The sequence below is a fragment of the Candidatus Cloacimonadota bacterium genome, from assembly GCA_020532085.1.
GTDB lineage: Bacteria > Cloacimonadota > Cloacimonadia > Cloacimonadales > Cloacimonadaceae > Syntrophosphaera.
Window position 1 is genome coordinate 25,415 of sequence record JAJBAV010000005.1, and the last position, 24,747, is coordinate 50,161.

Here is a 24,747-nt window from a genome sequence, read left to right on the forward strand (position 1 = left end):
GCCGACCAATCTATTATTGCAGGCCGATCCTAAAAATACAGATCCCGCCTGCCTTGTTTCATCTCCTCCAGTTTGGCGGTCACAGAGGCGCGCATGTTTTCATCCTCGATCTTGCCAAGTTCCCTGGCGATCAGTTCCAGACCGGCCTGGAGGGTGCGTTCGGAGGAGAAATCGTAGAGGTATTCGGCGAATGTGAGCAGGGCGTTGGGGGTGCAGAAGCGCTTCACGAAGCCGGGGATGGCGAATTCCATGAAGTGTTCGCCGGTACGCCCGGCGCGGTAGCAGCTGGTGCAGAATGAGGGGATGTAGCCGCCTTGGGCGAGTTCAAAGATCACGTCGTCCAGGCTGCGGGTGTCGCCCAGCACGAACTGGCTTTTCTTTTTGGATTCTTCGTCATGGGCGGAGTAGTCGCCCACGCCGATGCTGGAACCGGCGTCGATCTGGGAAACGCCGTAGCGCAGGATCTCATTACGTACGGCGATGGGTTCGCGCGCGGTGAGGATCATGCCGGTGTAGGGCACGCTAAGCCGGATCACGGCCACCAGGTGCTTGAAATCCTCGTCCGAAACCTGATGGGGCGGCCTTTCCGTGAATTCGGTGCCGTTGGCGGGTTCGATGCGCGGAAAGGAGATGGTGTGCGGTCCCACCCCGAAGGTTTCTTCCAGGTGGATGGTGTGGTAGAGCAGGCCCAGCACCTCGAATTTCCAGTTATAGAGGCCCATCAGGGCGCCGATGCCGAGGTCGTCGATGCCGGCTTTCATGGCGCGGTCGAGGCCGTCCAGGCGCCAGAGGAAACTGCTCTTGGGTCCGCTGGGATGCAGCTTCCGGTAGGTTTCCTCGTGGTAGGTTTCCTGAAAGATCTGGTAGGTGCCGATGCCCACGGATTTCACGGTGCGGAAGCCCTCGATGTCCAGCGGCGCGGCGTTGATGTTCACGCGGCGGATCTCGCCTTTCTTGTATTTGGTGGCGTAAACGGTCTGCACAGTGTCAGCGATGTATTCGGGCGAATATTTGGGGTGCTCGCCGTAAACCATGATCAGGCGTTTGTGGCCGGTTTCCACCAAGGATTGGGTTTCACGAACCAGCTGCTCGTGGCTGAGGGTGGCGCGCAGGCATTCCTTGTTCGAGATGCGGAAGCCGCAATAGACACAGTCGTTCACGCACTCGTTGCCCACGTAGAGCGGCGCGAAGAGCACGATGCGGTTGCCGTAGATGCGTTCTTTCAGTTCGTGGGCCCCTTCCAGGATCAACTGTTTCAGTTCGGGGTCGGTAACGCTGAGCAGCGCTGCCGTCTCTTCGGGTTCCAGCCTGTTTTTGTCCAGGGATTTGGCAATGATCTCGCGGATGCGGGATTCGGGCGCGTGCTTCTGGGTTTCGATCAGTTGATCGATCCTGGCGGTGGGGATGAAGGATTTCACCCCTTCGGTGCTGATGTTCATCTTATACTCCATATCATATCTTCAAAGTCATGGTTTTCACCCGCACGGACCTGATCTGGCCAAGTTTGCCGGAAAAGGAGCCCAGGGTGTCGAGGTCGGCTTCCATCACCAGGAAGATCACGGAAACATTGCGGTCGCGCATGGGATAGCCAAGCCGCATCAGCACGTGGGGGGCGAACTTGTGGATGAGCTCTGAAACGGGATTGAAGGCCGCTTCGATATCCTCCACCACGATGGTGACGATGTGGCGCTGAAGTTCCATGCGTTTCTCCTGGCGAAATATTTGACGGGGATGAAGATACTATGCTGGCTTCAGGGGAGACAACTTGTCCGCCCTTGATGCCGGAACGTATCCCTCATCTCAGGTCTGTTGCTGAATACCTTGTTTTTCCCCGCCGGCAAATTGGCAAGGAATATTTTCAAACCCCCGTTCGAATGCCCGGTCCGGAAGGCTTATTTGGGTTCGTCGCCGGTCTTGAAGCCCACGGGTTTGTTTTCCGGCAGGCCCTGCACCTTGATCTCTCCGAACTGCTTTTCGTAACCCTCGATGTTCTTCTCCAGCAGATTGAGCAGCTGCTTGCAGTGCTGGGGTGTGCAGACCACGCGGGTGTAGATCCTGGCGTCCGGAATGCCTGGCAGGATGCGGCCGAAGTCGATGATGAACTCGGAGGGGGAATTGGTGATCACGAAGAAGTTGGCGTAGGTGCCCTCGCCTACCTTTTCGTCGATCTTGATGTTGATCTGGCCTTGCTGTTGAGGTGGTTTATTCATGGTATCTCCTTAAAAATAGGTATATTGGAACACCCTGCCGGAAGCGTGGATCCTGTCCATCAAAAACTTGTAGTGGGCCGAGTTGGCGCAGATGGCGGGACAGCCCAGCACGAAAAGGCGTTCCTGGGCGCGGCTCATGGCCACGTTTAATTTGCGGTCCACCCTGCCGTCTGCGGACAGAGCCTCCACGTTGCGCAGCACCTCGGCGCTGTGCAGGGGCAGAGTGATGATGATGTTCCTGCGTTCAGAGCCCTGGAAACGCTCCACGGTGTCGATGGTGAGGTTTTTCAAAGCTTCCGGCAGTTCCTTGCGCAGGGCGTGGATCATGGCCCGAAAGGGTGCCACAATGCCCAATTCCGAGGCGGGATCGCTCAGCGAGCCATTGTCAGTGAGCAGCCGGATGAGCTTCAAAACGCAATCCACCTGCAGGGGATCGTACCAGGCGAAGCGCGAAGGCGGAAACTCGATCCAGACCAGCCGGCTATCCAGCAGAGGGTTGCCGCTGACGGGCAAGGGCTCTTTCTGCCTGGCCTGCGTGGAGATCAGCCGGCCATTGTAATAGGGCTGGATGAGGTCCGCGATCTCGTCGTGCATGCGGTAGTGTTGATGCAGCATGGTGGTGGAATCCAGCCAGCCTTTGGCTTTGCAAACCCGGTCCAGCCGCTCCATCAGCGATTGGCCGTAGGAATCGTAACAGAGCCCGGAGAGCTGTTCGTGCGTGAAAGAAAAACCTTCGCCGGACTGCCGGGTGATGGGAGGAAGCTGGTTCTGGTCGCCAATCAGGATGGTCTTGCCGATCCTGGCGATGATGCCCAGGATGGAGTTTTCCATTATCTGCGAGGCTTCGTCGATCACCAGTTCATCGATGTTTACCACCCTGAGCAGATCGCTGATCCAGGCGTTGCAGCTTTGCACCGTGGCCACCCAGACGCGGCAGGATTTCAGCACCTCGGAAACTTCATGGAACCTCTTGCCCTCGATGAGGTTGTCCAGCAGTTCCGCTTCCACCTCTTCCGACTGGCCGGTGCGGATGAATTTGATATCGTGTTTGCGCAGGTTCTGGCAGATCTCATCCACGGCCCGGTTCGTGAAGCTGAGGATCAGAACGGTCAGCTCTGTCTCGTTGTAAAGCTTGTGGATATAGCGGGTGAGCAGACCGGAGGTCTTGCCGGTGCCGGGAGGGCCTTGCACGATGTGGTAATCGCGGGCGGCGAACATCCTTTGGATCACCTGCTCCAGGGGATCGTCTGCGAGCTCCGGGATATCGTCGTGGCGGGGCTGGGAGAGGCCCAGCAAGAGGGAGCGCCTTTCCGGACTCGCCTGAAGGAAGCTGACGATCGAATGCAGCGGGCTGTAGAGCGATGTTTCCAGGATGTCGTGTTCCAGGGCCCAGAGATGGTCCGCGTAGCGGGCATCGATCTGCCGCAATCCTCCACGCACGGAAGCTTCCAGGTAGTCTTCGCCGATGCTGACTATCTTGCCGCGCAGGATCTCCTGACGGTCCACGCTGAGGTCCTGGCGGTAAAGCACAACGATGTCCCCGGAGCGGAAGTCTGTGATCGCTCCGTTGCCGGAAAGTTTGAAGCGCAGACGGTTTACGCTCAGGTCCTCGATCCTGAGGTCACCGAGCACCCGATAGTGCTCCTGCTTCACCCCGCGGCTTTCCTGCCAAAGGGCGTTGTGGCCGTAGATGCTGTCCGGGCCCAGGCCTCCGGTCTTTTCATGCCAGATCTCGCTCACCAACAGGCGCAGCTGCTCCAGGAACCACTGGTATTCGTATTCCTGGAGTGAGTTGAGCATTTTCACGATGTTGCCGATCTTTTCCTGCAGGAAGGCCGGCTCCGCGCTGAACTGGCTCTTGCGCAGCCATTTGAAAAAGAAATTGGGGTCCAGGGCCAGGTTGTGCATGATGCCCACCATGCGGTTGCGGCACATGATGAGGTCCTGTTCCAACTGCGCGGTGCTCACCACGTGGCGCAGGGGCTTTTCCTTCGCCGCGGAATAGAGGATGCTGCTGTAGCCCTGGGGGATCTGGCCGCCGCAGTCGCGGATGATCAGATTGTAGGCCACCACCTGCATCTGCTGCTGCAGCCAGACGTTTTCGCGCGGAGGGGAGCCGCTTTTCAGCTCCACGATGTGGCGTTTTCCGTCTCGTTCGTGCAAAATGTCCAGCCGGCCCTGCAGCCCGTGGTTGGGGCAGATATAGGTGGGTTCCAGCTGCACGGATTCCTTTTGCAGGGAGCGGGCGAAGGCGCGGATGACGGGAAAGTGGTTGTCACGGATGTTTTTGTAGATGTTTTGCGCGTCATCGATGCCCAGGGACACCAGGCTGATCGGCTGGCGCGCCATGCTGAGGCGGAAAAGGTCCTGATATTCAGCATCCGGGGCGAAGACGAGGTCGTCGAGGATGCTGTTCACCATGATCCCCAAAGCCATTTTAGCGGTGGCCGGTTCCTTGACCATGCGGGTGAGGATGCTGAATTCCGGGCGCGAACCTTTCTGGGTGAAGCAATCCGCCACGGAACTGGCGTCGATCAGAAAATCCGGCTCCACCACGATCTGGGTGGTAGGATTGCTCTGGAACCACTGCGGGCGGCCGTTGATCGGCGAAAGGTTCAGACAGTTGAGGGTGCAGAAGCGCCAAAGCACCTTGTTCAGCACGCTCCACTGCCTGCCGTCGCCTCCGAGGTCATTCAGCCAGATGGTGCAATCTGCGCCGTCATCCCCGGTGGCGATGATCTTGAGCCCGCCCACCCGATCCGCCTTGCGGATCAGTTCCCAGCTCTGCGCCACACATTGGAAGCTGTGTTTGGGCACATGGACCCCGATCCGGAAGGGTTCCGCGCCATGCTGTTCCAGCCAGGCGTCCGTCTCGCCATCCCGCAGGTCCGGAGCCAGCCACAGCAGCAGTTCGCGGATGGCGTGCAGCGCGCTGGACCAGGTGCTCTGGCTCACCCGGTAGTCCTCTTCGTGCGCGGCTTTGTTGCAGGCGATGCGAAGTTGGTTGAGTTGGGCGGAAAGCTCGGATGTGGCCTCCAGCCTTTCGTGCACAAACTGCATCCGGGCAAACAAACCGCTGAAACTGAGCTGGCTTTCGGCGCTGAGCTTTTTGTAAACCCCCTCCATAAGTTGGCGCACCAGCACCAGCTTGTGCTTCAGCTCCGCCGGGTCCGCGATCAGTTCGCGCAGGCGTTCATAGGCCAAGCTTACCTGTTCCGGGGCCAGAAGGCTCATTTCTTCGCGCTTTTCCTCAAATAGGTGGCGCGCACCCAGCCCCAGTTCAGGATCAGGTGGAGAAGGCCGCCGGCCAGGAAGAGGATGCCGCTGATCAAGTGCAGTTTATACCAGGGATCGAGTTCTGTGATGAGATAACCCGAGAGGCCGATCAGAACCAGCAGCAAGAGCAGCAGCAGAATTGGATTGAGGATCTTGAGGGCTTTGGTCTTCATGCGTTTTCTCCTGTTTCTTCGGAATTGCTGAAAAAGGCCTGGACAAAGGCGTTCACATCGAAAACCTCCAGGTCGCCGATGCCTTCACCCACGCCGATGAAGCGCACCGGCAGGTCCAGATTGTGTTTCAGGTTAAAGATGATGCCGCCTTTGGAAGTGCCGTCGTATTTGCTGAGCACCAGGCCGGTGAGCGCCATCGCCTGGTGGAATTTGGTGGCCTGCGAGATCGCGTTCTGGCCGGTGGTGGCGTCCACCACCAGCAAGGCCTGATGTGGGGCTTCCGGGATCAGCTTCTTGATGGTGCGGTCGATCTTGGTAAGTTCCTTCATCAGGTTTTCCCGCGTGTGCTGGCGTCCGGCGGTGTCGATGAGCACCACGTCATAGCTTTTGGCGAGGGCGGAGGAGATGCCGTCGTAGATCACGGAGGCCGGATCGGCATCCTGCTGAGACCTGATCAGAGTGGCCCCGGCGCGCTCGGTCCAGATGGCCAGCTGTTCAATGGCCGCCGCGCGAAAAGTGTCACCAGCTATCACCATCACATGTTTCCCGGCTTTGCCCAGGGCGTCGGCGATCTTGCCGATGCTGGTGGTCTTCCCCACTCCGTTCACGCCCACGAACACGATTATATACGGCTTGCGGTCGATCTCGTCGAAGAGGCTCACCGCTTCGGCGTAATCCTGAACCAGAATGCTTTCCATGATCTCCTGCAGGGCTGTCTGAACTTCGGCTGCTTCAGTGATGCGGTCGATCCTGACGCGTTCGGTGAGGCGTTCCATGATCACACCGGTCATTTCCACCCCGGTGTCGCATTTGAGCAGGATCTCCTCGATCTGCTCCATCAATTCGTCGTCCACCTTGCCGCGCAGGCTTACCGCTTCCGCGATCTTGCCCAGAAAACCGCTTTTGGTGCGGGCAAGTTTTTTCCTCAAATTGCTGATGAGGCCCATTGTATTTCTCCAATAAGTTTCAAAATCCTGAACCTTTCCAACCCGCAAGCAAGCTCCGGAAAGGCGCTCAGACGCCGTTTGCCACATTTGTGATTGACACCAGCGCCGCTTGCCACAAAATAGTCCCTTTGCTACAAGTCAATAAAAATCTACGCGAGGCCCCGATGAACAACGCAAAATTCAAGCCTGTGATGCTGCTTGCCCTGCTGTTTCCGCTGCTGGGCGCGGTTTTGGGCTACATGCTTTCCGGCACCACCACCCAGCCGGACTCCGCCACCGTGAGTTCCCTTCCCACCGACAAACCGGAGGATGCGGTCGTGATCCTTAGCCCGGAAGATCAGCTGCCGGAAAAGGAAACGAGAACGCCGGGAAGTTTGGAACTGGGCATCTACCTGGCCCTGATCTGCGGAGCGGCGGCCTTGCTGTATCAATATCTGAACAGCCATCTGGCCTGGGTGGCGGTCATCCTGCTGGCCCTGGCCTTCGCGCTGCTGTTTCAGGATACCATCGGCCTGCCCCTCACCAGCTTTTTCCTGATCAACCTGGCCCTGGGCGTGATGCTTACCCTGATGGTGAAACTCATCTTTTTCCACCGGGCGCTGATCCGATGGCGCATGATCCTCACTTCCCTGCTGGGAGCGGGATTGATCGCGCTCTATTTCCGCGGGCTCTTCTGGCTTACCAAAACTGAGTTCGGCAAAGGATACTGGAGCGGTTTCTACGTGAGCGGCTTGCTTCTCTTCGTGTTCATCGCCTTTGGGCTTTCCCTGGCGGACCTGACCATCCAGCGTGCCGAGCTCGCGCAATTGCAGGCCAGCCGCCCCGTTGACGAGGATGAGGATGCTTGAAGACCGGGAATTCTTCGTTCTGGAAACGCCGGAAGGCATCTTGGACGCGGAAACTGTATTTGGCAACCGCCATCCGCTGCACATCGAGATCGGCTCCGGCAAGGGAGAATTCCTCTCCCAATACGCGCCGCTGCATCCGGACTGGAATTTCCTCGGCTTCGAACTGGCCGAGAAACGCATCCGCAACATCCTCAAGAAGCTTTCCCCGGAAAGGCATGCCAACGTGCGGCTGCTCCGCCTGAGAGTGGATGCCGGCATCGCGGAGCTGTTGCCTCCGGTTTCCGTGCAGAGCGTGTACATCCAGCATCCGGACCCCTGGCCCAAACGCCGGCATTTCAAGCGCCGCCTCTTCCAGCCGGAGTTTCTGGCCGCCCTGGCCACGGTGATGGAGCCGGAGGCCCAGCTGCACGTGGCCACCGACCATGAGGAATACGCCCACTGGATCGCGGACCTGCTGGTAAGGCAGCCGGAATTCGTTTCCCTGCAGCCCAAACCGATCCTCAGCACACCCAGCCTCCAGGACCACGTGAGCACCTGGTACGAGATCGAACAGCGCCGCCAGGGTTTCGAACCCCATTATCTGCTTTTCCAACGCGTCTGAGCCACTTCCCACCATGATCAGCCTCGCCGAACTCACCCAGCGCAAACTCTGGCTGGCCCCCCTGGCCGGCTACACGGACAGCGCTTTCCGCCAACTCTGCAAGCAAGGCGGCGCCGAGGTGCTGGTGAGCGAAATGGTGAGCGCCGACGGTCTCATCCGTGATTCCCAAAAAACCGTGCAATTCATCCGCTTTGAAGAAGCTGAACGGCCTTTCGGGATCCAGATCTTCGGCTCGGAGCCAGCGGTGCTGGCCAGGGGCGCGGAATTCTGCCTGCGCTTCCAGCCGGATTTTATCGACATCAATATGGGCTGCCCGGTGAAAAAAGTGGTCAAACGTGGGGCCGGATCCGCCCTGATGAATGATCCCGCAAGGGCTTCAGCGATCGTGAAAGAGGTAAGCGCGGCAGTGCGTGGCAGCTGCCTGCTGGGAGTGAAATTCCGCAGCGGCTGGAACTCCGACAGTCTCAGTTTCCTAGGATTCGGCCAGCTGCTCGAAGCGGCCGGCGCGGATTTTCTCTGCCTCCATGCCCGCACCCAGGCCCAGATGTTCTCCGGCCAGGCGGATTGGGCCCACATCGCAGAACTGAAGAAATATCTGAGTGTCCCCCTGATCGGCAACGGGGATATCCACAGCCCCGAGGACGCGGCCAAAATGCTGGCTGAAACAAACTGCGATTCTGTGATGATCGGCCGCGGGGCTTTGGGCCGGCCCTGGATCTTCGCCCAGATCCGCCAGCTCTGGGATGGAGGCGATTACCGCCCTGCAACCCGCGATCTGCTTTTGCAAACCATCTTCAGCCACATCGACCTCGCGCTCCGCTACAAACCGGAACGGGTGGTGAACAAGGAAATGCGCTCGCAGCTTTGCTTTTACACGAAGGGATTGGTCGGCAGCGCGGAATTGCGCCAGAAGATAAACCGGGCGGAAAGCACGGCTGAAATCAAAGAGCTGGTGTTGGCCAGCGAAGCTTTCAGACTGCTTTAAACCGGCTTTCAGCCGAAGATCAGACCCGTCTCCCGCTCCGCGTTGGCCAGGCTGTCCGAGGCGTGGACAGCGTTTTCGGTGACCCCTTCGGCGTAGAGGTCACGAATGGTTCCCGGCTTGCGGAGGCCGGGGTCAACCTCGCCGATCAGTTCCCTCAGCTCCTCCACAGCATTTTCCTTTTCCAGAAGCAGGGCGACGGTGGGAGCGGAACACATGAAGGCCACCAGGCGTTCGAAAAACTCCTTGCCTTTGTGAATGTCGTAGAAAACGGCCGCGGATGCAGGCGTGAATTGAAACTCCTTCATCCGCAGCAATTTGAATCCCGCTTCCTCCAGGATGGAAATGATGTGCCCCACATGGTGGTTCCTGAATGCGTTGGGCTTGATCAGCAATAGGGTCTGTTGGATCATCTGGAGCTATAGACTGTCTCGATGTAATCCAGAGCGGCCACTTTGATGGCGATGTCGCGGTTGAGCACTCTGCTCATTTTCACTTTGTGCATCAGGATATCGGTCCAGATCTCGTAGATCTCCCCAGGCTTGAATTCCACAGTGGTGTACTGTTTCAGCATGTCCTGGTAAAACTCGTCGCGGTCGGCATCGACCCTGGCGATGACAAGCTTCTGGCTGTCGTTGCAGATGTCGTATTCCTTGTAGCGGATGTCCACGACGGCATAACCGAGCTTGAGCAGATTCTCGTAATTGACCTGAAAGTCTTCGAAGTTGGCCATTTTATCTCTCCAGTGTTTATTTTCTCGACAAAAACAGGGGTCCCTGTATTCTGGTGTCCACGCTTTCGGGGAAAAGCTAAAAGTCAAGCAAAAACTGCCGGCTGCAGCCACCCGGAGGCCGCGGAAAAGGTTGAACGCCTTGATCCGCCAAGATTTGAGGAATTTTCACCAAGCCCAAAATGAGGACCCAAGAGATGGGAATCTTTAAACTGCAGACCGATTACCAGCCCAGCGGCGACCAGCCGGAAGCGATCGCCGAACTTGAGGCTGGGATCCGCTCCGGAAAACGCTTTCAGGTGCTTCTCGGCGTTACCGGAAGCGGCAAGACCTTCACCATTGCCAATGTGATCGCCCGGCTCGACCGGCCCGTGCTGGTGCTTTCCCACAACAAAACCCTCGCCGCCCAGCTCTACGGCGAGCTGAAACAGCTGTTTCCGGACAACGCGGTGGAGTATTTCATCAGCTATTACGACTACTATCAGCCCGAGGCCTACATTCCCGGCAAGGACATCTACATCGAAAAAGACTCCGACATCAACGCCCAGATCGAAAAGCTGCGCCTCCGCGCCACCATGAGCCTGATGGAGCGGCGCGACGTGATCATCGTGGCCTCTGTTTCCTGCATCTACGGGCTGGGCGTGCCGGAGGAATACCGCGAGGCCCTCATCCGCCTGGAAACAGGGATGAAGATGGACCGCGAGGAACTGCTGGCCAAGCTGGTGACGGCCCACTACAGCCGCAACGACATCGCCTTCGAGCGTGGCGCCTTCAGGGTGCGGGGCGACATTGTGGATATCTATCCCGCCTATCTGGAACACTGCCTGCGGGTGGAATTCTTCGGTGACGAGATCAACCGCCTGGAAAAGCTGCATCCCATTTCCTACCAGAGCCTGGGCGAGGTTTCCCAATATCCCGTCTATCCCGCCATCCACTTCATCATGAGCCAGGAAAAGCTGAACCAGGCCCTGGGCTCCATCGAAAACGAGATGAACGAACGCGTGGCCTGGTATCTGGCCAATCAGCGCTACGTGGAGGCCGACCGGCTGCAATCCCGCACCAAGTTCGACCTCGAGATGCTGGCTGAACTGGGCTTCTGCTCCGGCATCGAAAACTACACCCGCCATCTCACCGGGGCCAAACCCGGAGAGCCCCCCAATTGCCTGCTGGACTACTTTCCCGAGGATTTCCTCTTCATCATCGACGAATCCCACGTCTCCATCCCCCAGGTGCACGGCATGTACGGCGGCGACTACACCCGCAAGAAAAACCTTGTTGACTACGGCTTCCGGCTGCCCTCCGCCTTCGACAACCGTCCCCTGCGCTTCGAAGAGTTTGAAAGCTATATGCGCAGCGTGATCTTCGTTTCGGCCACTCCCGCAGATTACGAACTGGAACTCACCAGCGGCGAGATCGTGGAACAAGTGATCCGCCCCACCGGCCTGCTGGATCCCGAAATTGAGATCAAACCCATCCGCAACCAGGTGGACGACCTCATCACCCAGATCCGCCAGCGCATCGCCAAAAACCACAAAGTGCTGGTGATGACCCTCACCAAACGCATGAGCGAGGACCTCAGCGTTTACCTTCAGAACGCCGGCATCAAGGCCAAATACCTGCACAGCGACATCGATTCCATCGAACGCGCCCAGATCATCCGCGCCCTCCGCCTCGGGGAATACGACGTGATCGTGGGCGTGAACCTCCTCCGCGAGGGCCTCGACCTTCCCGAAGTTTCGCTGGTGGCAATCCTCGATGCCGATAAAACCGGCTTCCTCCGCTCCGCCCGCTCCCTCATCCAGATCTCCGGACGCGCCGCCCGCAACGTTGACGGCAAGGTGGTGCTCTACGCCGACGAGATCACCGACGCTATCCAGACCACCCTGAACGAGACCAACCGCCGCCGCGCCAAACAGCTCAGCTACAACCAGGAACACGGCATCACGCCTCAAAGCATCAGCAAAACCATCGACCAGATCATGCAGTCCACCGCCATCGCCGAAGGCTATGCCTCCATCGATAAAGATGAGCCCAAAGAGGAAAAACCCGACAAAGAGGATTTCTACCAGTATCTGGAACTGGACAACCGCGACAAGCTGCTGGACCTGCTGAAGAAAGAGATGAAGCGCGCCGCTTCCCGCCTCGATTTCGAACGCGCCGCCGAACTGCGCGACAAGATCTCGGAACTGGAGAAAAAGTGAGGCTCTCTTTCAAACCGAGTAGGTGATGACCGGAGAAACCCCCTCGACAGAGGGGTGCAGGACCATAGGCGGGATTGTTCCTTCGGGATAAGTTCATAACGGGTTGCCCTTTTCACCCACCGCAATGCCCTGTCAGTAACGCCCTGAGCGTTCGCGTCCATCCCCCTCCCCCGCCTCCCGCCTGATCTTCGCATCAAACGCGGCTATCAGGCGGGAGGCGCGCCCGGGACCAGGGATGGTGCCTTCTGAGCCAGACGGAAGCGCTCCGCTGCTCCACAAGGTCGCCGGCAACTTCACAACTCCGCCATTACTTGACGCCACGGGCTGGCCCACCCGGTTTGCAAAGAGCCTTGCTTGATCAGCCTGGATCAGGGGAGTAGAAAATTGCCACTACCAAGCCGGGAGCGGTCAAACTACGTAACTGACTCCCCCTTTCCCCTCTCCCATTCACATCCCATTCACTTCCCGCTTAGTTCCCATCCAGCCATTGGGAACTAAGCGGGATGCTACTCGGATGTGAGTAGGTTGGGGTAAAGGGCGGGTCCGGGCGAAAAAAAGTATTTATGACTATTTGCGCGAGAACCAGAACAGGTCTGTGGTGTAGCCGATATGGAAGAAGAAGTTGGCTTTGCCGTCTTCGCGCAGGGCGAGTTTAACTCCCAGAGGGCCCACCGGAGAGCGGTAGCCCAGTCCGGCATAATAGCTGAAGAAGAGGCTGTTGTCGAGGCTCCAGTCAGCGTTTCCGGCTGTGTTGAGAGCTTGGGCGCCGGTTTCCAGGAAGAGGTTGGTTAGCGGCTCAAAGACCGCGCTGAGGGTCCCGTACTTGTATTCAGCCGAGGGGGCCTGGCCCTTTCGGTATCCGGAGAAACCCTCGGAACCGCCGAAATTGATCAGGTCCGTGGAATTGTCCGCAAAGCTGCCGTAATGGGAGCCGTAGGCAAAACCGACGCGGAGTGAAACGTACTTTGCCAAAGGCGCGTACACATCCAGGTTCGCGGTGAGGCGGGTGTAGTTTTTGGCACTGAGGGCAGGCCAGGGGGACAGCTCGGCCTTGGCGAAGAAGCGGGCTCCGGAGCGGGGAAAGACATCCGTGTCCAGGCTTTCATGGTACAGCTTCAAACCCAGCCCGGAATCGTTTTGCCAGGTGCTGTCGTGCAGACCGTCAGGTACAACCCCGGTTGTTTTGGCGCGGGAAAAGTAGCCAAAGGCCTCCAGGCTAAAGAGTTTATCCGCGAAGAAGCCAACCCCGGGCACAACCCCGTATTCGAGGGAATCGAGGCTGGCGGTCCTTTGGCCGCTTGCATCATAGCGGTAAACGCGGCTCTGGCGAAGCCAGGGATGGAGGCGCAGGTAGGGGGCATGGAAGTCGCCGAAATCCTTCACAAAGTCAAGATTGAGTTCGTTCCTGCCTCCGAGGGTGAAACCGCCCAGCAATCTGGAATTGGGCAGGATCAGGTCGTTGAATTCCGCTGCCGCGCCCAGGCAGAATTTCTCGTCGGATGAATAGCTGGTGTTGATGTGCAGGTAGCGCGGTTCGCGTTCGCTAACATAGAGGACCAGGCGGTAACCGCTGTCCAGAGGCTCCAGCACGGGATAGACGGTGTGGAATTTCTGCGAATTCCAAACCCGGCTGCAGGCGTCCAAGATCTCTTTGGGCAGGTACTCCGTGTCTTCGCGCAGCCCGGACCAGGTGATGATCTTGTCTGTAAGCACGCGGCTGTTCCCGCGGGTAACGATCTCTGTCACCGGCACCGAGGTGAGTTCGGTGATCCGCTCCGGCTTGGTGAACACATAGCCCTCAGCCAGCAGGGAATCGCGAAAAGCCCGGATCACATCGATGTTGGCGCGGGCGTAATCCTCTCCGATCTGCGTGATGGCATGGGCTTTGGGGTAGGCCAGGTTCCCGATCCCGGTGAGGTCAGGCTCCAGTATGAGGTCGCAGAGCTCAACATTGGCGTCGATGCTGGTGTGCATGGCTATGTTGATGATGTGGTTCAGGATGCTGTACAAGTCCTTGGGATCGGCCCCCCGCATGGAGGTGTTGATCTTCAGGGCGAGGATCTTGTCCGCGCCGAGGTCGATCACCTGAGGCACGGGCAGGTTTTGCAGCAGGCCGCCGTCGATGTGGGTGCGCCCATCGTATGTGAAAGGCGAGATCACGGCAGGGATCGACGCGGCTCCGCGCACGGCCTGGGCCAGTGAACCTTCGCGGTGGATCACCAGCTCGCCGGTGTGCATGTCGATGGTGAGTCCAGCAAAGTTAACCGGCAACCGGGAAAAATCGCGGTAGGCGGCGGCTGGCATGAAGAGTCCGGCCAAGCCGAGATCGATCTTGGCCCCGGTGATGGCTCCCGCCGGAGCCCTCGGCATTCCTTTGGGGCTTAGCGCGAGGCGCAGATTGCCGTAACTGGGCCAGCGCCTGGCTCCGGGATGCAGATCCGGACGAGCCTGATTCTCATTGATGATGTCGGCCATGTCCAGAGTGACCATCAGGGATTCCACCTCCGCGGCCGTGTAACCCAAAGCGTAGAGCCCTCCCAGGACGGAACCCACGCTGGAGCCCATCACGTGATCCGGATAGATCCCCTCTTCCTCGAGGACCTTGATCATGCCCAACTGGGCAAAACCTCTCGCTCCGCCGCCGCTGAACACATAGCCCAGCCCCTTCCCGGGCAGCGTCGCGATGCTGAGTAACAGGATGGCCGGAAGGGCGGCCAGCACTTTCTTAGAGGCTGTCAGTTGGCGCTCCCTGAGTTGAATCCGCGGAGGCTTTGGCGCGCAGGTGATCGCGTTTGGGTTCCTTATAGACAAATTCGATCTTGCCGAAAACCGCGTTGGCTTCGATCTTGACGGTGCCGAGCGGAGGTTGGGCCGGCGAGGCCAGAGTGGGAACGATGGCGGAGCCGAACACGGCGGTGGGATGGATCTTGAAATCGATGTCGTTGGGCAGCTTCACATAGGAAGAGCCGAACACGGCGGTGATCTCCAGGGGCGGAGAATCGGGATCCAGGCCGGTGAGATCGACTGTTTGGGAGCCGAACACACTGGTGTATTCGTCGCTTCCCGCGGTAACGAAACTCACGCGCGAGCCGTCCTTGTGGTGCGAACTCCAGTCCCCGAAAAGCAAACGGAGCCCGAAGAGGATGATGATGACGGCGATGAAGATCTTCACCAAAGGCAGGTCAACGATGTTGAAGCCTTTGAGGATCAGGGAAATTCCCCACAACAGCAGCAAAATGCCCCAGAAAATGTGACCAAAGAGGAAACTCATTTTCATCTCCTTCTCCTTAGTTTAGTTTTAGCCCGTTCGTCCAGGCCCGGTACAGGTCCTCCGTATCCAGGCTGAGATGTTGGTTGACCGTGAATTCGCGGCCGGAAGCCACTTCCCCCAGCGGCAGCAGGGGCGTGGCGTGTTTACGACAGAGTGCTTCGACCGCCTGCAGTTTGGCAGGGGCGAAGCTGATGACGGCCCGGCCGTGGCTTTCGCCGAAATATTCGGCCTCGGCGGGATGGGATAGTTTGAATTGGATCCGCGCTCCCAAGAGTTTTTCGGGCTGGAAGCAGCTTTCCGCCAGGCAAACCAGCAGGCCGCCTTCGGAAACATCGTGGGCGGAAGCGAGGTTTTTGCCGGCAATGAGTTCCAGCAGCAGCTCGATGATCCTCTTTTCGGCCACCAGATCCACCCGGGGAGCGGGTCCGGCCACCTGGCCAAACAGGGTTTTCAGATATTGGGAGCCACCGCACGAAGAACAGGGCTGGCCCAGCAGGGCGATCAGGTCGCCGGGGCGCTTGAACCACTGGGTGGTGGCGTGGCCGATGTCATCCAGCAGGCCCAGCATGCCGATCACGGGAGTGGGATAGACGGCGCCGGCGGGATTTTGGTTGTAGAAAGAGACGTTGCCTCCGGTTACGGGGGTTTCCAGGGCCCGGCAGGCCTCCCCCATGCCCCGGATGGCTTCAGAGAAGGACCAGTAGACTTCGGGGTTGTAGGGATTGCCAAAATTGAGGCAATTGGTCACGGCAATCGGGCGGCCACCGCTGCAGGCAACGTTCCTGGCGGCTTCAGCCACAGCGCCTTTGGCCCCTTCGAAAGGATCCAGCCAGCAATGGCGGGCGTTGCAGTCCGTGGCCAGCGCGATGGCTTTGCGCGTGCCTTTGATGGCGATCACCGCGGCGTCGCTGCCCGGCTCCACCCGGGTGCCGATCTGCACCATGTGGTCGTATTGGGAATAAATCTCGCGTTTGGAGGCTATGCTTGGCTCTTTGAGAAGGTTCAGCAAGACATTGCCCGGGTCCGCAGGTTGAGGATAGCTGCCTGGATCTGGGTCCGGTGGACGTATGGGGGCTTTTTGCTCGCGTTCGTAAACTGGCGCGCTGCATCCCAAAACAAGGGTTTCGGCGGGTATTTCGGCCAGGACCTCGCCCCTGAGGCGCACCCGCAAAAGTTTATCCGCGGTAACCAGGCCGATCACGCTGGCGTCGAGATCCCATTTGTGAAAGATGTCCAGCACCGCTTCGAGATCAGCGGGCTCCACGATCAGCAGCATCCGTTCCTGGGATTCCGAGAGCATGATCTCGTAGGGAGTGATGCCGCTTTCGCGGATCGGTACGTGCTCGAGGTCAAGCTCGATGCCCACTCCGCCTTTGCCGGCCATTTCGGAGCTGGAGCAGGTGAGCCCGGCGGCGCCCATATCCTGGATCCCAACCACCAAACCGGCCTGGATCACCTCCAGGGTGGCTTCCAGCAGGAGTTTTTCGTAAAAGGGATCGCCCACCTGAACAGCGGTGCGCATTTCGGCGGATTCCTCGCTGAGGTCCACGGAGGCGAAAGTGGCGCCGTGAATGCCGTCGCGTCCGGTTTTGGCGCCCACATAGACCACCAGGTTGCCGATCCCGGAGGCGGCGGAACGGGCCAGATCCTCGTGACGCAGCAGGCCCACAGCCATGGCGTTCACCAGCGGGTTGCCTTCGTAGGCTTCATCAAAAAACACTTCCCCGCCCACAGTGGGAACGCCGAAACAGTTGCCGTAATCGGCGATGCCGCGCACCACTTCGCGGATCAGATGTCGGGTGCGGGGAGATCGGGGGTCGCCAAAGCGCAGGGAATTCAGCGCCGCGATCGGCCTGGCGCCCATGGTGAAAATGTCGCGCAGAATGCCGCCCACGCCAGTGGCCGCGCCGTGATAGGGTTCCAGGGCGGAGGGATGGTTGTGGCTTTCGATCTTGAAGCAAACTGCCAGACCATCGCCGATGTCCACCACCCCAGCGTTTTCCTCCCCGGCTTTGGCCAGCAGGAACTTTCCTTCCCGGGGCAGGGTTTTGATGAGTTTGATGGAATTCTTGTAGCTGGCGTGTTCGCTCCACATCACACTGAAAATGCCCAGTTCCACGTAGCTGGGAGCGCGGCCCAGGATGGTTCGGATCCTGGCGTATTCATCTGCTGAAAGGCCGTGTTGGGCGATCAGTTCGCTGGTTATCTGAACTTCCATGTCATCCCGCCGGGTTGGCTTGGGTGCGCAGTTTGGGGATCAGGCGTCTGATCCGGTCGTCGATGATCTCAAAGGTTTTGCGGTAAGTGTCGATCCCGGAACCGTAGGGATCGCCGATGTCACCCGGTTCGCCCAGATATTCGTTCAGGGTGAGGATCTTGGCGCTGCTGTTGGGGGCGTTGCCGCGCAGGAAATCCCGCTGGCGTTCCTCCATGGTGAGCACCAGGCGGCTGCCGCTGATCATGTCTGGCGTGAACTGCTTGGAGTAATGCTCCTGGGCTTCCAGGATGCCCTTTTCCAACAGCAGTTGCAGCGATCCCGCCGAAATGGGCTCGCCGCCGGGAAAGAGGCCGCAGGAATCGCCGATGTAGTTGAGGCCGGCTTCCCGGACGTAGTGGTTGAAAAGCTTTTCCGCGATGGGGCTGCGGCAGATGTTGGCCGTGCAAACGAAGAGGATGGTGGGCACGGCGAAGGACTTCTTGATCCCGTAAAAAGGTATGGAACCCTCCCGCAGGCACCTGAGCTCATCCAAGCCGCTCTGGTTCAGGCTTTCCCGGCTGGTGACGTATTCCACTATGGTGGAGGGCTGGGCGTCGTATTCAACACTCACCCCAGAGGGCACAAAGCCGTAGTCGAACCAATTCGCGTACATCCCGGTTAGGCGCTTGAGATCGTTCTCCGGAGGCAGGCTGGCGATGTTCACGCTGGTGCTGATGATAGGCTCATCCAGGAGCTCGATCACCAAACGCAGCAAGGCGTCATCCGGCACCCGGAAGGCCACTTTGCCGTCCACGGCCAGATGTTTGAACCTGTCGTCATCACATTTGAACACCACGGTGAGGTTTCCGGGCCAATACTGTTCCAGCAGGGGCAGGATCCTCTCGGGGACAGCCACCCCCTCATCCGCGAACCATTCCAGGTGCGGGATCAGGACGATTAGCCCCTTCAGGTCCGAGCGTCCCTTCAGCTTCAGGATCCTGTCGATCGCCTCGAGAGACGATACCGTGCAGCCTATGCCATACATCCCACCCGTGAAATGAAGGATGGTCTTGTTCTTAAGATCACCGCCGCGGATCAGCTTTTCCAGTTTCCGCAGGGAAGGTTGTTTCAACAGGACCAAGTACCGCCTCCTCTTTCCTATTCCAGATATGACAGCGGATTAACCGCCTTGCCGTCTTTGCGCACTTCAAAGTGCAGCGAGGGTTCGCTGGCCGAGCCGGTCATGCCGGATTTGGCGACGGCCTGGCCTTTCTTCACGTTGGTGCCGGTGGATACCAGCAAATCGTTGTTGTAGGCATAAACAGTGTAAAATCCGTTCTTGTGGTCGATGATCAACAGCTTGCCCTGTCCGCCGTAGGCACCGGAATATATGACCACACCAGCATCTGCCGCCGCGACGGTGGTGTATTCGGGCGTGGCGATGTCGATCCCGTTGCTCACCACCGAGGTGCCGTAAGCCCGGGTTTCCTGGCCATAGCTGCGGATGATGCGCCCTTTCAGCGGCCAGGCGATGGTGCGGGCGCTGAATTTGTACGATGCGGGTTCCTGGTCCTTGGGCTTGGGTTTGGAGGCCAGGCTGGCGATCAGCCCTTCAAGCCTGGAGGCGTCCTTTTTCAATTTGGCGATCTGATTTTGCAGATTCTTTTGTTCCTTGCTGAGCCTGGATTGCTGGGCTTCCAGATTCTTGACGTTGGCGGCCAGGGTCTGGCTGGAGGAGGATTTGTTCTGAAACTCGCTGTTGGCTAGGCTGTATTCCTGACCTTTCCGATTCTGCTCGTAAGTAAGTTCACTTTGCATATCACCCAGGGTGAGCAACGTGTTTCGGGTTTGGGATGCCAAGATGGCCAGGCAGTGCTCGTCCTTGTGGACCATTTTCAGGCTTTTGTTGCGGCGGGCAACCCGTACCATTTTGTCCAGCTGGGATATCTGGGCCGCCCGAAGGTCGCGGATCTGTTCTTCAACCGTGCGAAGTTCGGTTCTCACAGAGTTCAGGGCCTGCAGTTTCTCGCGGGCCACCTCTCTGGTCCTGCTCAACTCCGCGTCTGTCTTTTGCTTGGCCCGGCGGCTGTTACTGATCTCTGTCTCGTTCTTCTTCTTGGTGCGCTCGTTCTGTTCGATCTTTTTCTGGGCAGCCTGCAGGTCCCTCTGGATCTTGTCCAGTTTCTTCTGGTTGTCCTTGATGTCGTCTCCGCAAAGGGTGGAGAACGCCATCAGCAGGCATATGATACCAATTATTCCATGTTTCATAAATTACACCTGAATTCGCTTTAACGACCATGCTGAAAACCCCCGCCCAGCTGTCAATGCAAATTTTCTTCCATAGGCAGGCATTCTTTTAGAAGATCAGGTTTTCCACCCCGAACAAAAAGCCGCCGGGGAGGCGGCTTTCTGTTTCCTATTGCGTTAAGGCTTCTATCTTTTGGTGAGTTTCTTGATGGATTGCTTTTCCTGATGCGTGCTCTTGATGGCATCCAGAACAAGGTTGCTGGCCACGAAGATCGAGGAATAGGTGCCGAAGATGATGCCCAGGCTCATGGCGAAGGCAAAGTCGTGGATCACCGGGCCGCCGAAGATGTAGAGGGCGAGAGCGGTGAGCAAGGTGGTACCGGAGGTGATCACGGTGCGGCTGAGGGTTTCGTTTATCGAGCGGTTGAAGATCACGGGCACGGGGTCCTTGCGGTAGATCTTGAGGTCTTCACGGATGCGGTCGAAGATCACGATCGTATCGTTGATCGAGTAACCCACGATGGTCAGCAGCGCTGCCACGATCGACATCGTGAACTCCTTGCCGGTCCAGGAGAAGATGCCCACGATGATGATCACGTCGTGGAACAGGGCCAGGATAGCCATCAGGCCGAAAGTGAACTCGAAGCGTATCCAGATGTAGATGATCATGAGCAGCAGGGCAACCACGACGGCCAGAATGGCCTTGCTGCCCATTTCAGCGCCGGCCTTGGCGCCCACGGTGTTGAATTCCTGGAACACGTCTTTTTGCATGTCCCGGCCTTCCGTGTAAGCGCTTAGCTGGGTGGATAGCAGGTCGGTGAGTTCGTCCTTGATCTTGTTGGCGTCTTTGCCGCCCACTTTGATCTGGAAAGTGGCGTCGTCGCGTTCACCGATGTATTGGATCTCAGCTTGCTTGAAGCCGCCATCGCTGATCACTTTGCGCAGCTGGTCGATGTCCAGGGCATTCACGCCGGCTTTCTTGGGCTGCATGTTCACGATCACGGAAACGCCGCCCTTGAAATCCGTGCTGAGGTTGAAGCCCTTCACAATGATGCCCGCGATGGCGGCAAGCACCAAGAGGGCGGAGATCACGTAGAAAACCTTGCGGTTCTGCACGAAAGGTATGTTGGTATTTTTAAACAGTCTCATCTTTCTCTCCTCAGATACTCAGGGTTTTCCGGTTTCCGGCCAGCATCGTCTTATCCATGATGAAGCGCGTGAACACGATGGCGCTGAAGATGGAACCCACGATACCAATGGTGAGGGTGAGGGCGAAACCACGGATGGGGCCGGTGCCGAATTGATAGAGCACAAAGGCCGCGATGAGGGTGGTGAGATTGGCGTCCCAGATGGTCACGGTGGCGCGTTTGAACCCGGCATCAGCCGCGGAACGCGGGGTTTTGCCGGCATCCAGTTCCTCACGGATGCGTTCAAAGATCAGAACGTTGGCGTCCACCGCCATGCCTATGGTGAGGATGATACCAGCTATACCCGGCAGGGTGAGGGTTCCACCGAAAGCGGTGAGCATGGCCAGAATGAAGCCCACGTTGAAGATCAGCACAAAATCCGCGACCAAGCCACACAGCTTGTAATAGATCAGCATGAAGATGGCCACGGCAATGATGCCGATCAACCCAGCCAGAAGGCCGCTCCTAACGCTGTCGGAACCCAAGGTGGCGGATACTTTTTTGGAATACTGCGGTTCGATGGGCGCGCTGAGGCTCTTGTTGTTCAGAAGGATCGCCAGGGATCGAGCTTCCTCAGTGCTGAATATGCCGGTGATGGTTGCCTTCCCGTCCGGGATCCGGTCCTGGATCACGGGTGCCGAATAAACGGCGTTGTCAACCACGATGGCCAGCCTTTCCTGAATGTTGTCGCCTGTGACGTTGGCAAATTGCCGGGCGCCCTTGCGGGTGAAAGTAAGTGAGATATAGGGTTTGCCGGCCATTTGGGGATTGGGGCTGTCGGTGGAGCCGATCTCCATGCTGGCGCCGTCCACGTCCGTACCCTTCACCTCGGCGTTGGATTTCAGAACATAGACCACAGTGGGTTCCTTGGCCAGGCGTTTCTGCTCGTCCACGCTTTCCAAAACCAGGTCATAGCCTTTGGGCTTCAAGCCGGCATAAACGCTGTCGGCCAGGATGGCGCGCACGATTTCCAGATCGTCATGGCGTACCACGTACTCATTTTCGGCAGTGGTGATTAGGGATTTGAAAATCCCCGCCTGGGCAGGTTCCCCTGTTTCAGTGGTGTCGGTGGCGGCGGAAGCCTCAGTGTCCAGTTTCCTGTCTTCGGCGTCAAGTTTGGCCAAAACGGGGAAACGGGACAGGTTGGCCTGCATGATGCCGTCCAACTGATTGAGGAATCTTTCCGCGTCCTCAGGCTTGGCCACCAGCTTGAATTCCAGCACGGCGGATTTGGTGACCAGTTTCTCGGCTTCCACCTGGTCATCTTCACCGGGAAGCTGAACCAGGATCTGGTTTTCGCCGGTTTTCTGGATGGTGGGCTCGGCCACGCCAAACTGGTCTATGCGGTTGCGGATGATCTCGATGTTGTTTTTCACAGCATCAGCCTTTTCATCTTCAGGCAGTTCGTCGGTGTTGACCCCCAGAACGATCTGGGTGCCGCCCTTGAGGTCCAAGCCGAGGTTCAGTCTCTGTTTTATCGGCCAACTGATGCCCTCGGGGACCACCAGCGGAGACAGGAAGACCAGTGTCACCAATACGAAGATCAGTATGGACACGGGTGTCAACCAGGAGTACTTTTTCATTGATCTATGCTCCCTAATACAATAATAGGCTGGTTTCTGCGCGGCTGCACCACGGGTTTGAGGGCTCAGCCTCCCTGTCGTGGCCGCGCTGATACCTTTTTTAGACGTTTCAAACCAAACATCTGAGTCCGGTTAAAACGTCAAGACTTTTGTTCAAAACTGACTTTTGCGGCTCCGCCCTGGGCGGCTTGATCAATCGCCATCCGGGCAGGGCAGCTTGACCAGATCCAGGTACCTTGCCCTGCCCGTTGATTTTTTTTGGGCTCACTTCCAAACCGGGAGGGTAAAGCCTGGAGGCGACAGCAATGCTTACCCACCGCCATGTCCTGTCAGCCACGCCTTGAGCGCTCGCTTCCATTCCCCTCCCACGCTCCCCGCCTGATCATCGCATCAAACGCGGCTATTAGGCGGGAGGCGCGTCCGGGCCCCGGGAAATGGCCTTAATGGCCAAAGGGGCACCACTTCGCTCCTCCGCAGGGGACAGGTGGCAAAAAGGCGATGCCTGTGGTGGTCCAGATTGAAATCAGCACGGACACAAGGTCACTGCCGGAAATGCTGCGCCGGAAGCGAAGGTTATCTCTTCCTGGTCAGGCTCCCCGCCATGGTTTTCACGATATCTCTGGCAGTTTCGTTGAGCGACCTCGTTTTGAAAGAGAGTTCCGCCACGGCCTTGGCGTTTGAATAAAGGCTGTTGTTGGAGATCGTATGCAGCGAATAGAGAGTGAAAAACGGTGCTTTGCGGGCCAGTTTGTAGTATAGCTCCGCGCAGGGGGCCACTGCCTTGGCGACCCAGAGCGGCAGATGGATCCGGGGTTTGGGGCGTCCGCTGCACTCGGCCAGCTCGTCCAGCAGTTCACCCATGCCGATCCATCGGTTGGAAAGAATGTAGCACTCGCCGGCCTTGCCCTTGTCCGCTGCCGCAATGATCCCAGACGCCACGTCCCGCACGTCCACAAAATCGTATCCGCCCTTGATCACGGCGCGGAAGCTGCCTTTCAGAAAAGCGCTGATCATCTGGGCGATGTTCCCTGATTGCTGGGCGTTTGGCCCAATGATCCCGGAAGGATGCACCACCAGGGCGTCCAAGCCGGATCTGGCTGCCTCGAGGACCTGCTGGGTGGCCAGGGCTTTGGTTTTGGCATAGTAACCTATAACCCGGTCGGGACTGAAAAAGGAAACCTCCCGCATAACCTGCCCCCGCGGCAGCAGCGGAATGGCATGCACGGAACTCACATAGACAAGCCTGCGAACATCGTGTTTGCGGCAGGTGGCAATCACGTTGGCCGTGCCTTCCACATTCACGGCGTAAACCCGGGGATCCTTTCCCAGACTGATCGTGATGAGCCCCGCGCAGTGGATCAAAGTGAACTCCGCCGGTTCGTCGGATTCGAACAGCTGGTCCAGGGTTTGGGGATAACGCACGTCGCCTGCGAAACGGGTAAGCAGATGGCGGTTGTGGTCAACGTAGGATGGCACCTTCTCCCAGGGCAGCACAAAAGCGCGAACTTCCTCGCTGCGGTCCAGCAACTCCTTCACCACGTGGCTGCCCAAATGACCTGCCGCACCCGTAACGACATAAATGTGTTTCATTGTTCAATTCTCCCGTCTCCCGTCAAACGCCGGGCAACAACCCAAGCCTTGCGCCAAGGTTCAGAAAGTGCCTTAAAACAGCGATCAGGACACCTGGCTCCAAATAACCCCGGCCGGAATTCCCTGTCAATGAAAATGTGCTGCCAATGTCCGTTTCATTATGGAAGCCGGGATAAGGTTTCAGAAAAAAACGGGGTTGATCACTCAACCCCATATTCTGAGCAGTTAACTGATTGTTCAATCCGGGTCGTCAACTATCGGTTCGGAATTTTTGCGGGTGGAGCTTGAGGGTTTTTGATCTTGCGGCGGAGTGGTGTTTCCTTGTGGCACAGTGGATTGGGGGTAGCTGGGAAGGGGGTTGTAGTTTATCTCCTGGTCTGGTTTGCAGGTTTTGCAGGGTTCATAACCTTCCTCGATGGCATTGGCTATCGAAATCGGGATCTTGGAGCGCAGGCGGAGATGGCGGCATCCTTCCAGATGGTACTTATCGCCGGACTTGGTCACATAGACCGTTTGGTTTTGCCCGGTGACGTTGCTGAGCAGGTTTTCAGTGGTGAGAAGCTGGCCCGTGGGCGATGTGAACTGGTTGGGGGTGCCCAACCCGTTTATTCCCAGATAGCCCAATCCGGCCAATAACACAGCCCCTATCACGCCACCGATGGCGGTCTTTTGTTTCTTGTTGATGGCCATTTTTCCTCCCGGGA

General features: G+C 58.1%; 21 protein-coding genes. 4 read left to right on the top strand and 17 right to left on the bottom strand.

Annotated elements, in window-relative coordinates; all coding sequences use genetic code 11:
* Window positions 1–29 precede the first annotated feature (29 nt).
* The 6 genes from hydG to ftsY form a co-directional block, all read right to left on the bottom strand.
* Window positions 30–1,439: a [FeFe] hydrogenase H-cluster radical SAM maturase HydG gene (hydG, locus tag LHW45_02350; protein ID MCB5284418.1), complete on the bottom strand. Its 1,410-nt coding sequence runs from the start codon at window positions 1,437–1,439 to the stop codon at window positions 30–32.
* A gap of 13 nt (window positions 1,440–1,452) precedes the next feature.
* Window positions 1,453–1,701: an iron-only hydrogenase system regulator gene (locus LHW45_02355; GenBank protein ID MCB5284419.1), complete on the bottom strand. Its 249-nt coding sequence runs from the start codon at window positions 1,699–1,701 to the stop codon at window positions 1,453–1,455.
* A 191-nt stretch (window positions 1,702–1,892) separates the two neighbouring features.
* Entirely contained in the window at window positions 1,893–2,210 is a 318-nt protein-coding gene (locus LHW45_02360; protein MCB5284420.1) for a DUF3467 domain-containing protein, read from the bottom strand.
* Between the two features lie 9 nt (window positions 2,211–2,219).
* Window positions 2,220–5,444, bottom strand: coding sequence for an ATP-dependent helicase (locus LHW45_02365; protein ID MCB5284421.1), 3,225 nt, complete (start codon window positions 5,442–5,444; stop codon window positions 2,220–2,222).
* Window positions 5,441–5,659: a DUF4405 domain-containing protein gene (locus tag LHW45_02370; GenBank protein MCB5284422.1), complete on the bottom strand. Its 219-nt coding sequence runs from the start codon at window positions 5,657–5,659 to the stop codon at window positions 5,441–5,443. Before LHW45_02370 ends, LHW45_02365 begins: the two co-directional genes overlap by 4 nt.
* Window positions 5,656–6,606, bottom strand: coding sequence for a signal recognition particle-docking protein FtsY (ftsY, locus tag LHW45_02375; GenBank protein ID MCB5284423.1), 951 nt, complete (start codon window positions 6,604–6,606; stop codon window positions 5,656–5,658). Before ftsY ends, LHW45_02370 begins: the two co-directional genes overlap by 4 nt.
* 164 nt (window positions 6,607–6,770) lie before the next feature.
* On the opposite strand from ftsY, the gene LHW45_02380 reads away from it, so the two are divergent.
* The 3 genes from LHW45_02380 to dusB are packed head-to-tail and all read left to right on the top strand — an operon-like array spanning window position 6,771 to window position 9,040.
* Window positions 6,771–7,454: a hypothetical protein gene (locus LHW45_02380; protein ID MCB5284424.1), complete on the top strand. Its 684-nt coding sequence runs from the start codon at window positions 6,771–6,773 to the stop codon at window positions 7,452–7,454.
* Entirely contained in the window at window positions 7,447–8,055 is a 609-nt protein-coding gene (gene trmB, locus LHW45_02385; GenBank protein MCB5284425.1) for a tRNA (guanosine(46)-N7)-methyltransferase TrmB, read from the top strand. Before LHW45_02380 ends, trmB begins: the two co-directional genes overlap by 8 nt.
* Window positions 8,056–8,068: 13 nt before the next feature.
* The gene (gene dusB, locus LHW45_02390; GenBank protein ID MCB5284426.1) at window positions 8,069–9,040 is read left to right on the top strand and encodes a tRNA dihydrouridine synthase DusB; all 972 of its coding nucleotides are present in this window, start codon (window positions 8,069–8,071) and stop codon (window positions 9,038–9,040) included.
* An 8-nt stretch (window positions 9,041–9,048) separates the two neighbouring features.
* On the opposite strand, the gene LHW45_02395 is transcribed toward dusB, so the two are convergent.
* Together LHW45_02395 and LHW45_02400 are read right to left on the bottom strand one after the other, a co-directional pair.
* Entirely contained in the window at window positions 9,049–9,450 is a 402-nt protein-coding gene (locus LHW45_02395) for a nucleoside-diphosphate kinase (GenBank protein ID MCB5284427.1), read from the bottom strand.
* On the bottom strand, window positions 9,447–9,770 hold the full coding sequence (locus tag LHW45_02400; protein MCB5284428.1) for a hypothetical protein: 324 nt from the start codon (window positions 9,768–9,770) through the stop codon (window positions 9,447–9,449). Before LHW45_02400 ends, LHW45_02395 begins: the two co-directional genes overlap by 4 nt.
* 194 nt (window positions 9,771–9,964) lie before the next feature.
* Here LHW45_02400 and uvrB point away from each other — a divergent pair, with 194 nt between their 5' ends.
* Window positions 9,965–11,968, top strand: a complete 2,004-nt coding sequence (uvrB, locus tag LHW45_02405; GenBank protein ID MCB5284429.1) for an excinuclease ABC subunit UvrB — start codon at window positions 9,965–9,967, stop codon at window positions 11,966–11,968.
* 567 nt (window positions 11,969–12,535) lie between these two features.
* Here uvrB and LHW45_02410 read toward each other — a convergent pair.
* The 9 genes from LHW45_02410 to LHW45_02450 all read right to left on the bottom strand — a co-directional run bounded on the left by LHW45_02410 (window position 12,536) and on the right by LHW45_02450 (window position 24,733).
* On the bottom strand, window positions 12,536–14,689 hold the full coding sequence (locus LHW45_02410; GenBank protein ID MCB5284430.1) for a patatin-like phospholipase family protein: 2,154 nt from the start codon (window positions 14,687–14,689) through the stop codon (window positions 12,536–12,538).
* A gap of 4 nt (window positions 14,690–14,693) precedes the next feature.
* Window positions 14,694–15,245, bottom strand: a complete 552-nt coding sequence (locus LHW45_02415; GenBank protein MCB5284431.1) for a cell wall-active antibiotics response protein — start codon at window positions 15,243–15,245, stop codon at window positions 14,694–14,696.
* Window positions 15,246–15,255: 10 nt separating this feature from the next.
* Window positions 15,256–17,457: a phosphoribosylformylglycinamidine synthase subunit PurL gene (gene purL, locus LHW45_02420; protein MCB5284432.1), complete on the bottom strand. Its 2,202-nt coding sequence runs from the start codon at window positions 17,455–17,457 to the stop codon at window positions 15,256–15,258.
* A 1-nt stretch (window position 17,458) separates the two neighbouring features.
* Window positions 17,459–18,577: a Sua5/YciO/YrdC/YwlC family protein gene (locus tag LHW45_02425; protein MCB5284433.1), complete on the bottom strand. Its 1,119-nt coding sequence runs from the start codon at window positions 18,575–18,577 to the stop codon at window positions 17,459–17,461.
* 17 nt (window positions 18,578–18,594) lie between these two features.
* Window positions 18,595–19,704 (bottom strand): peptidoglycan DD-metalloendopeptidase family protein, encoded by a 1,110-nt coding sequence (locus LHW45_02430; GenBank protein MCB5284434.1) that lies wholly within the window; start codon window positions 19,702–19,704, stop codon window positions 18,595–18,597.
* A gap of 165 nt (window positions 19,705–19,869) precedes the next feature.
* On the bottom strand, window positions 19,870–20,832 hold the full coding sequence (secF, locus tag LHW45_02435) for a protein translocase subunit SecF (GenBank protein MCB5284435.1): 963 nt from the start codon (window positions 20,830–20,832) through the stop codon (window positions 19,870–19,872).
* Between the two features lie 10 nt (window positions 20,833–20,842).
* On the bottom strand, window positions 20,843–22,453 hold the full coding sequence (gene secD / locus LHW45_02440) for a protein translocase subunit SecD (protein MCB5284436.1): 1,611 nt from the start codon (window positions 22,451–22,453) through the stop codon (window positions 20,843–20,845).
* A 573-nt stretch (window positions 22,454–23,026) separates the two neighbouring features.
* A complete protein-coding gene (locus tag LHW45_02445; protein ID MCB5284437.1) occupies window positions 23,027–24,043 on the bottom strand; it encodes an NAD-dependent epimerase/dehydratase family protein in 1,017 nt (338 codons plus the stop codon).
* 237 nt (window positions 24,044–24,280) lie between these two features.
* Window positions 24,281–24,733: a hypothetical protein gene (locus LHW45_02450; GenBank protein MCB5284438.1), complete on the bottom strand. Its 453-nt coding sequence runs from the start codon at window positions 24,731–24,733 to the stop codon at window positions 24,281–24,283.
* Window positions 24,734–24,747: the final 14 nt, after the last annotated feature.

Bases quoted from the DNA above. Each gene is read 5' to 3' on its own strand.
- LHW45_02415 (MCB5284431.1), bottom strand. From the start codon at position 15,245: ATGAAAATGAGTTTCCTCTTTGGTCACATTTTCTGGGGCATTTTGCTG.
- LHW45_02355 (MCB5284419.1), bottom strand. From the start codon at position 1,701: ATGGAACTTCAGCGCCACATCGTCACCATCGTGGTGGAGGATATCGAA.
- LHW45_02430 (MCB5284434.1), bottom strand. From the start codon at position 19,704: ATGAAACATGGAATAATTGGTATCATATGCCTGCTGATGGCGTTCTCC.
- hydG (MCB5284418.1), bottom strand. From the start codon at position 1,439: ATGAACATCAGCACCGAAGGGGTGAAATCCTTCATCCCCACCGCCAGG.
- trmB (MCB5284425.1), top strand. From the start codon at position 7,447: ATGCTTGAAGACCGGGAATTCTTCGTTCTGGAAACGCCGGAAGGCATC.
- purL (MCB5284432.1), bottom strand. From the start codon at position 17,457: ATGGAAGTTCAGATAACCAGCGAACTGATCGCCCAACACGGCCTTTCA.
- LHW45_02400 (MCB5284428.1), bottom strand. From the start codon at position 9,770: ATGGCCAACTTCGAAGACTTTCAGGTCAATTACGAGAATCTGCTCAAG.
- LHW45_02450 (MCB5284438.1), bottom strand. From the start codon at position 24,733: ATGGCCATCAACAAGAAACAAAAGACCGCCATCGGTGGCGTGATAGGG.
- LHW45_02360 (MCB5284420.1), bottom strand. From the start codon at position 2,210: ATGAATAAACCACCTCAACAGCAAGGCCAGATCAACATCAAGATCGAC.
- dusB (MCB5284426.1), top strand. From the start codon at position 8,069: ATGATCAGCCTCGCCGAACTCACCCAGCGCAAACTCTGGCTGGCCCCC.
- LHW45_02380 (MCB5284424.1), top strand. From the start codon at position 6,771: ATGAACAACGCAAAATTCAAGCCTGTGATGCTGCTTGCCCTGCTGTTT.
- LHW45_02395 (MCB5284427.1), bottom strand. From the start codon at position 9,450: ATGATCCAACAGACCCTATTGCTGATCAAGCCCAACGCATTCAGGAAC.
- LHW45_02445 (MCB5284437.1), bottom strand. From the start codon at position 24,043: ATGAAACACATTTATGTCGTTACGGGTGCGGCAGGTCATTTGGGCAGC.
- LHW45_02370 (MCB5284422.1), bottom strand. From the start codon at position 5,659: ATGAAGACCAAAGCCCTCAAGATCCTCAATCCAATTCTGCTGCTGCTC.
- secD (MCB5284436.1), bottom strand. From the start codon at position 22,453: ATGAAAAAGTACTCCTGGTTGACACCCGTGTCCATACTGATCTTCGTA.
- uvrB (MCB5284429.1), top strand. From the start codon at position 9,965: ATGGGAATCTTTAAACTGCAGACCGATTACCAGCCCAGCGGCGACCAG.
- secF (MCB5284435.1), bottom strand. From the start codon at position 20,832: ATGAGACTGTTTAAAAATACCAACATACCTTTCGTGCAGAACCGCAAG.
- LHW45_02365 (MCB5284421.1), bottom strand. From the start codon at position 5,444: ATGAGCCTTCTGGCCCCGGAACAGGTAAGCTTGGCCTATGAACGCCTG.
- ftsY (MCB5284423.1), bottom strand. From the start codon at position 6,606: ATGGGCCTCATCAGCAATTTGAGGAAAAAACTTGCCCGCACCAAAAGC.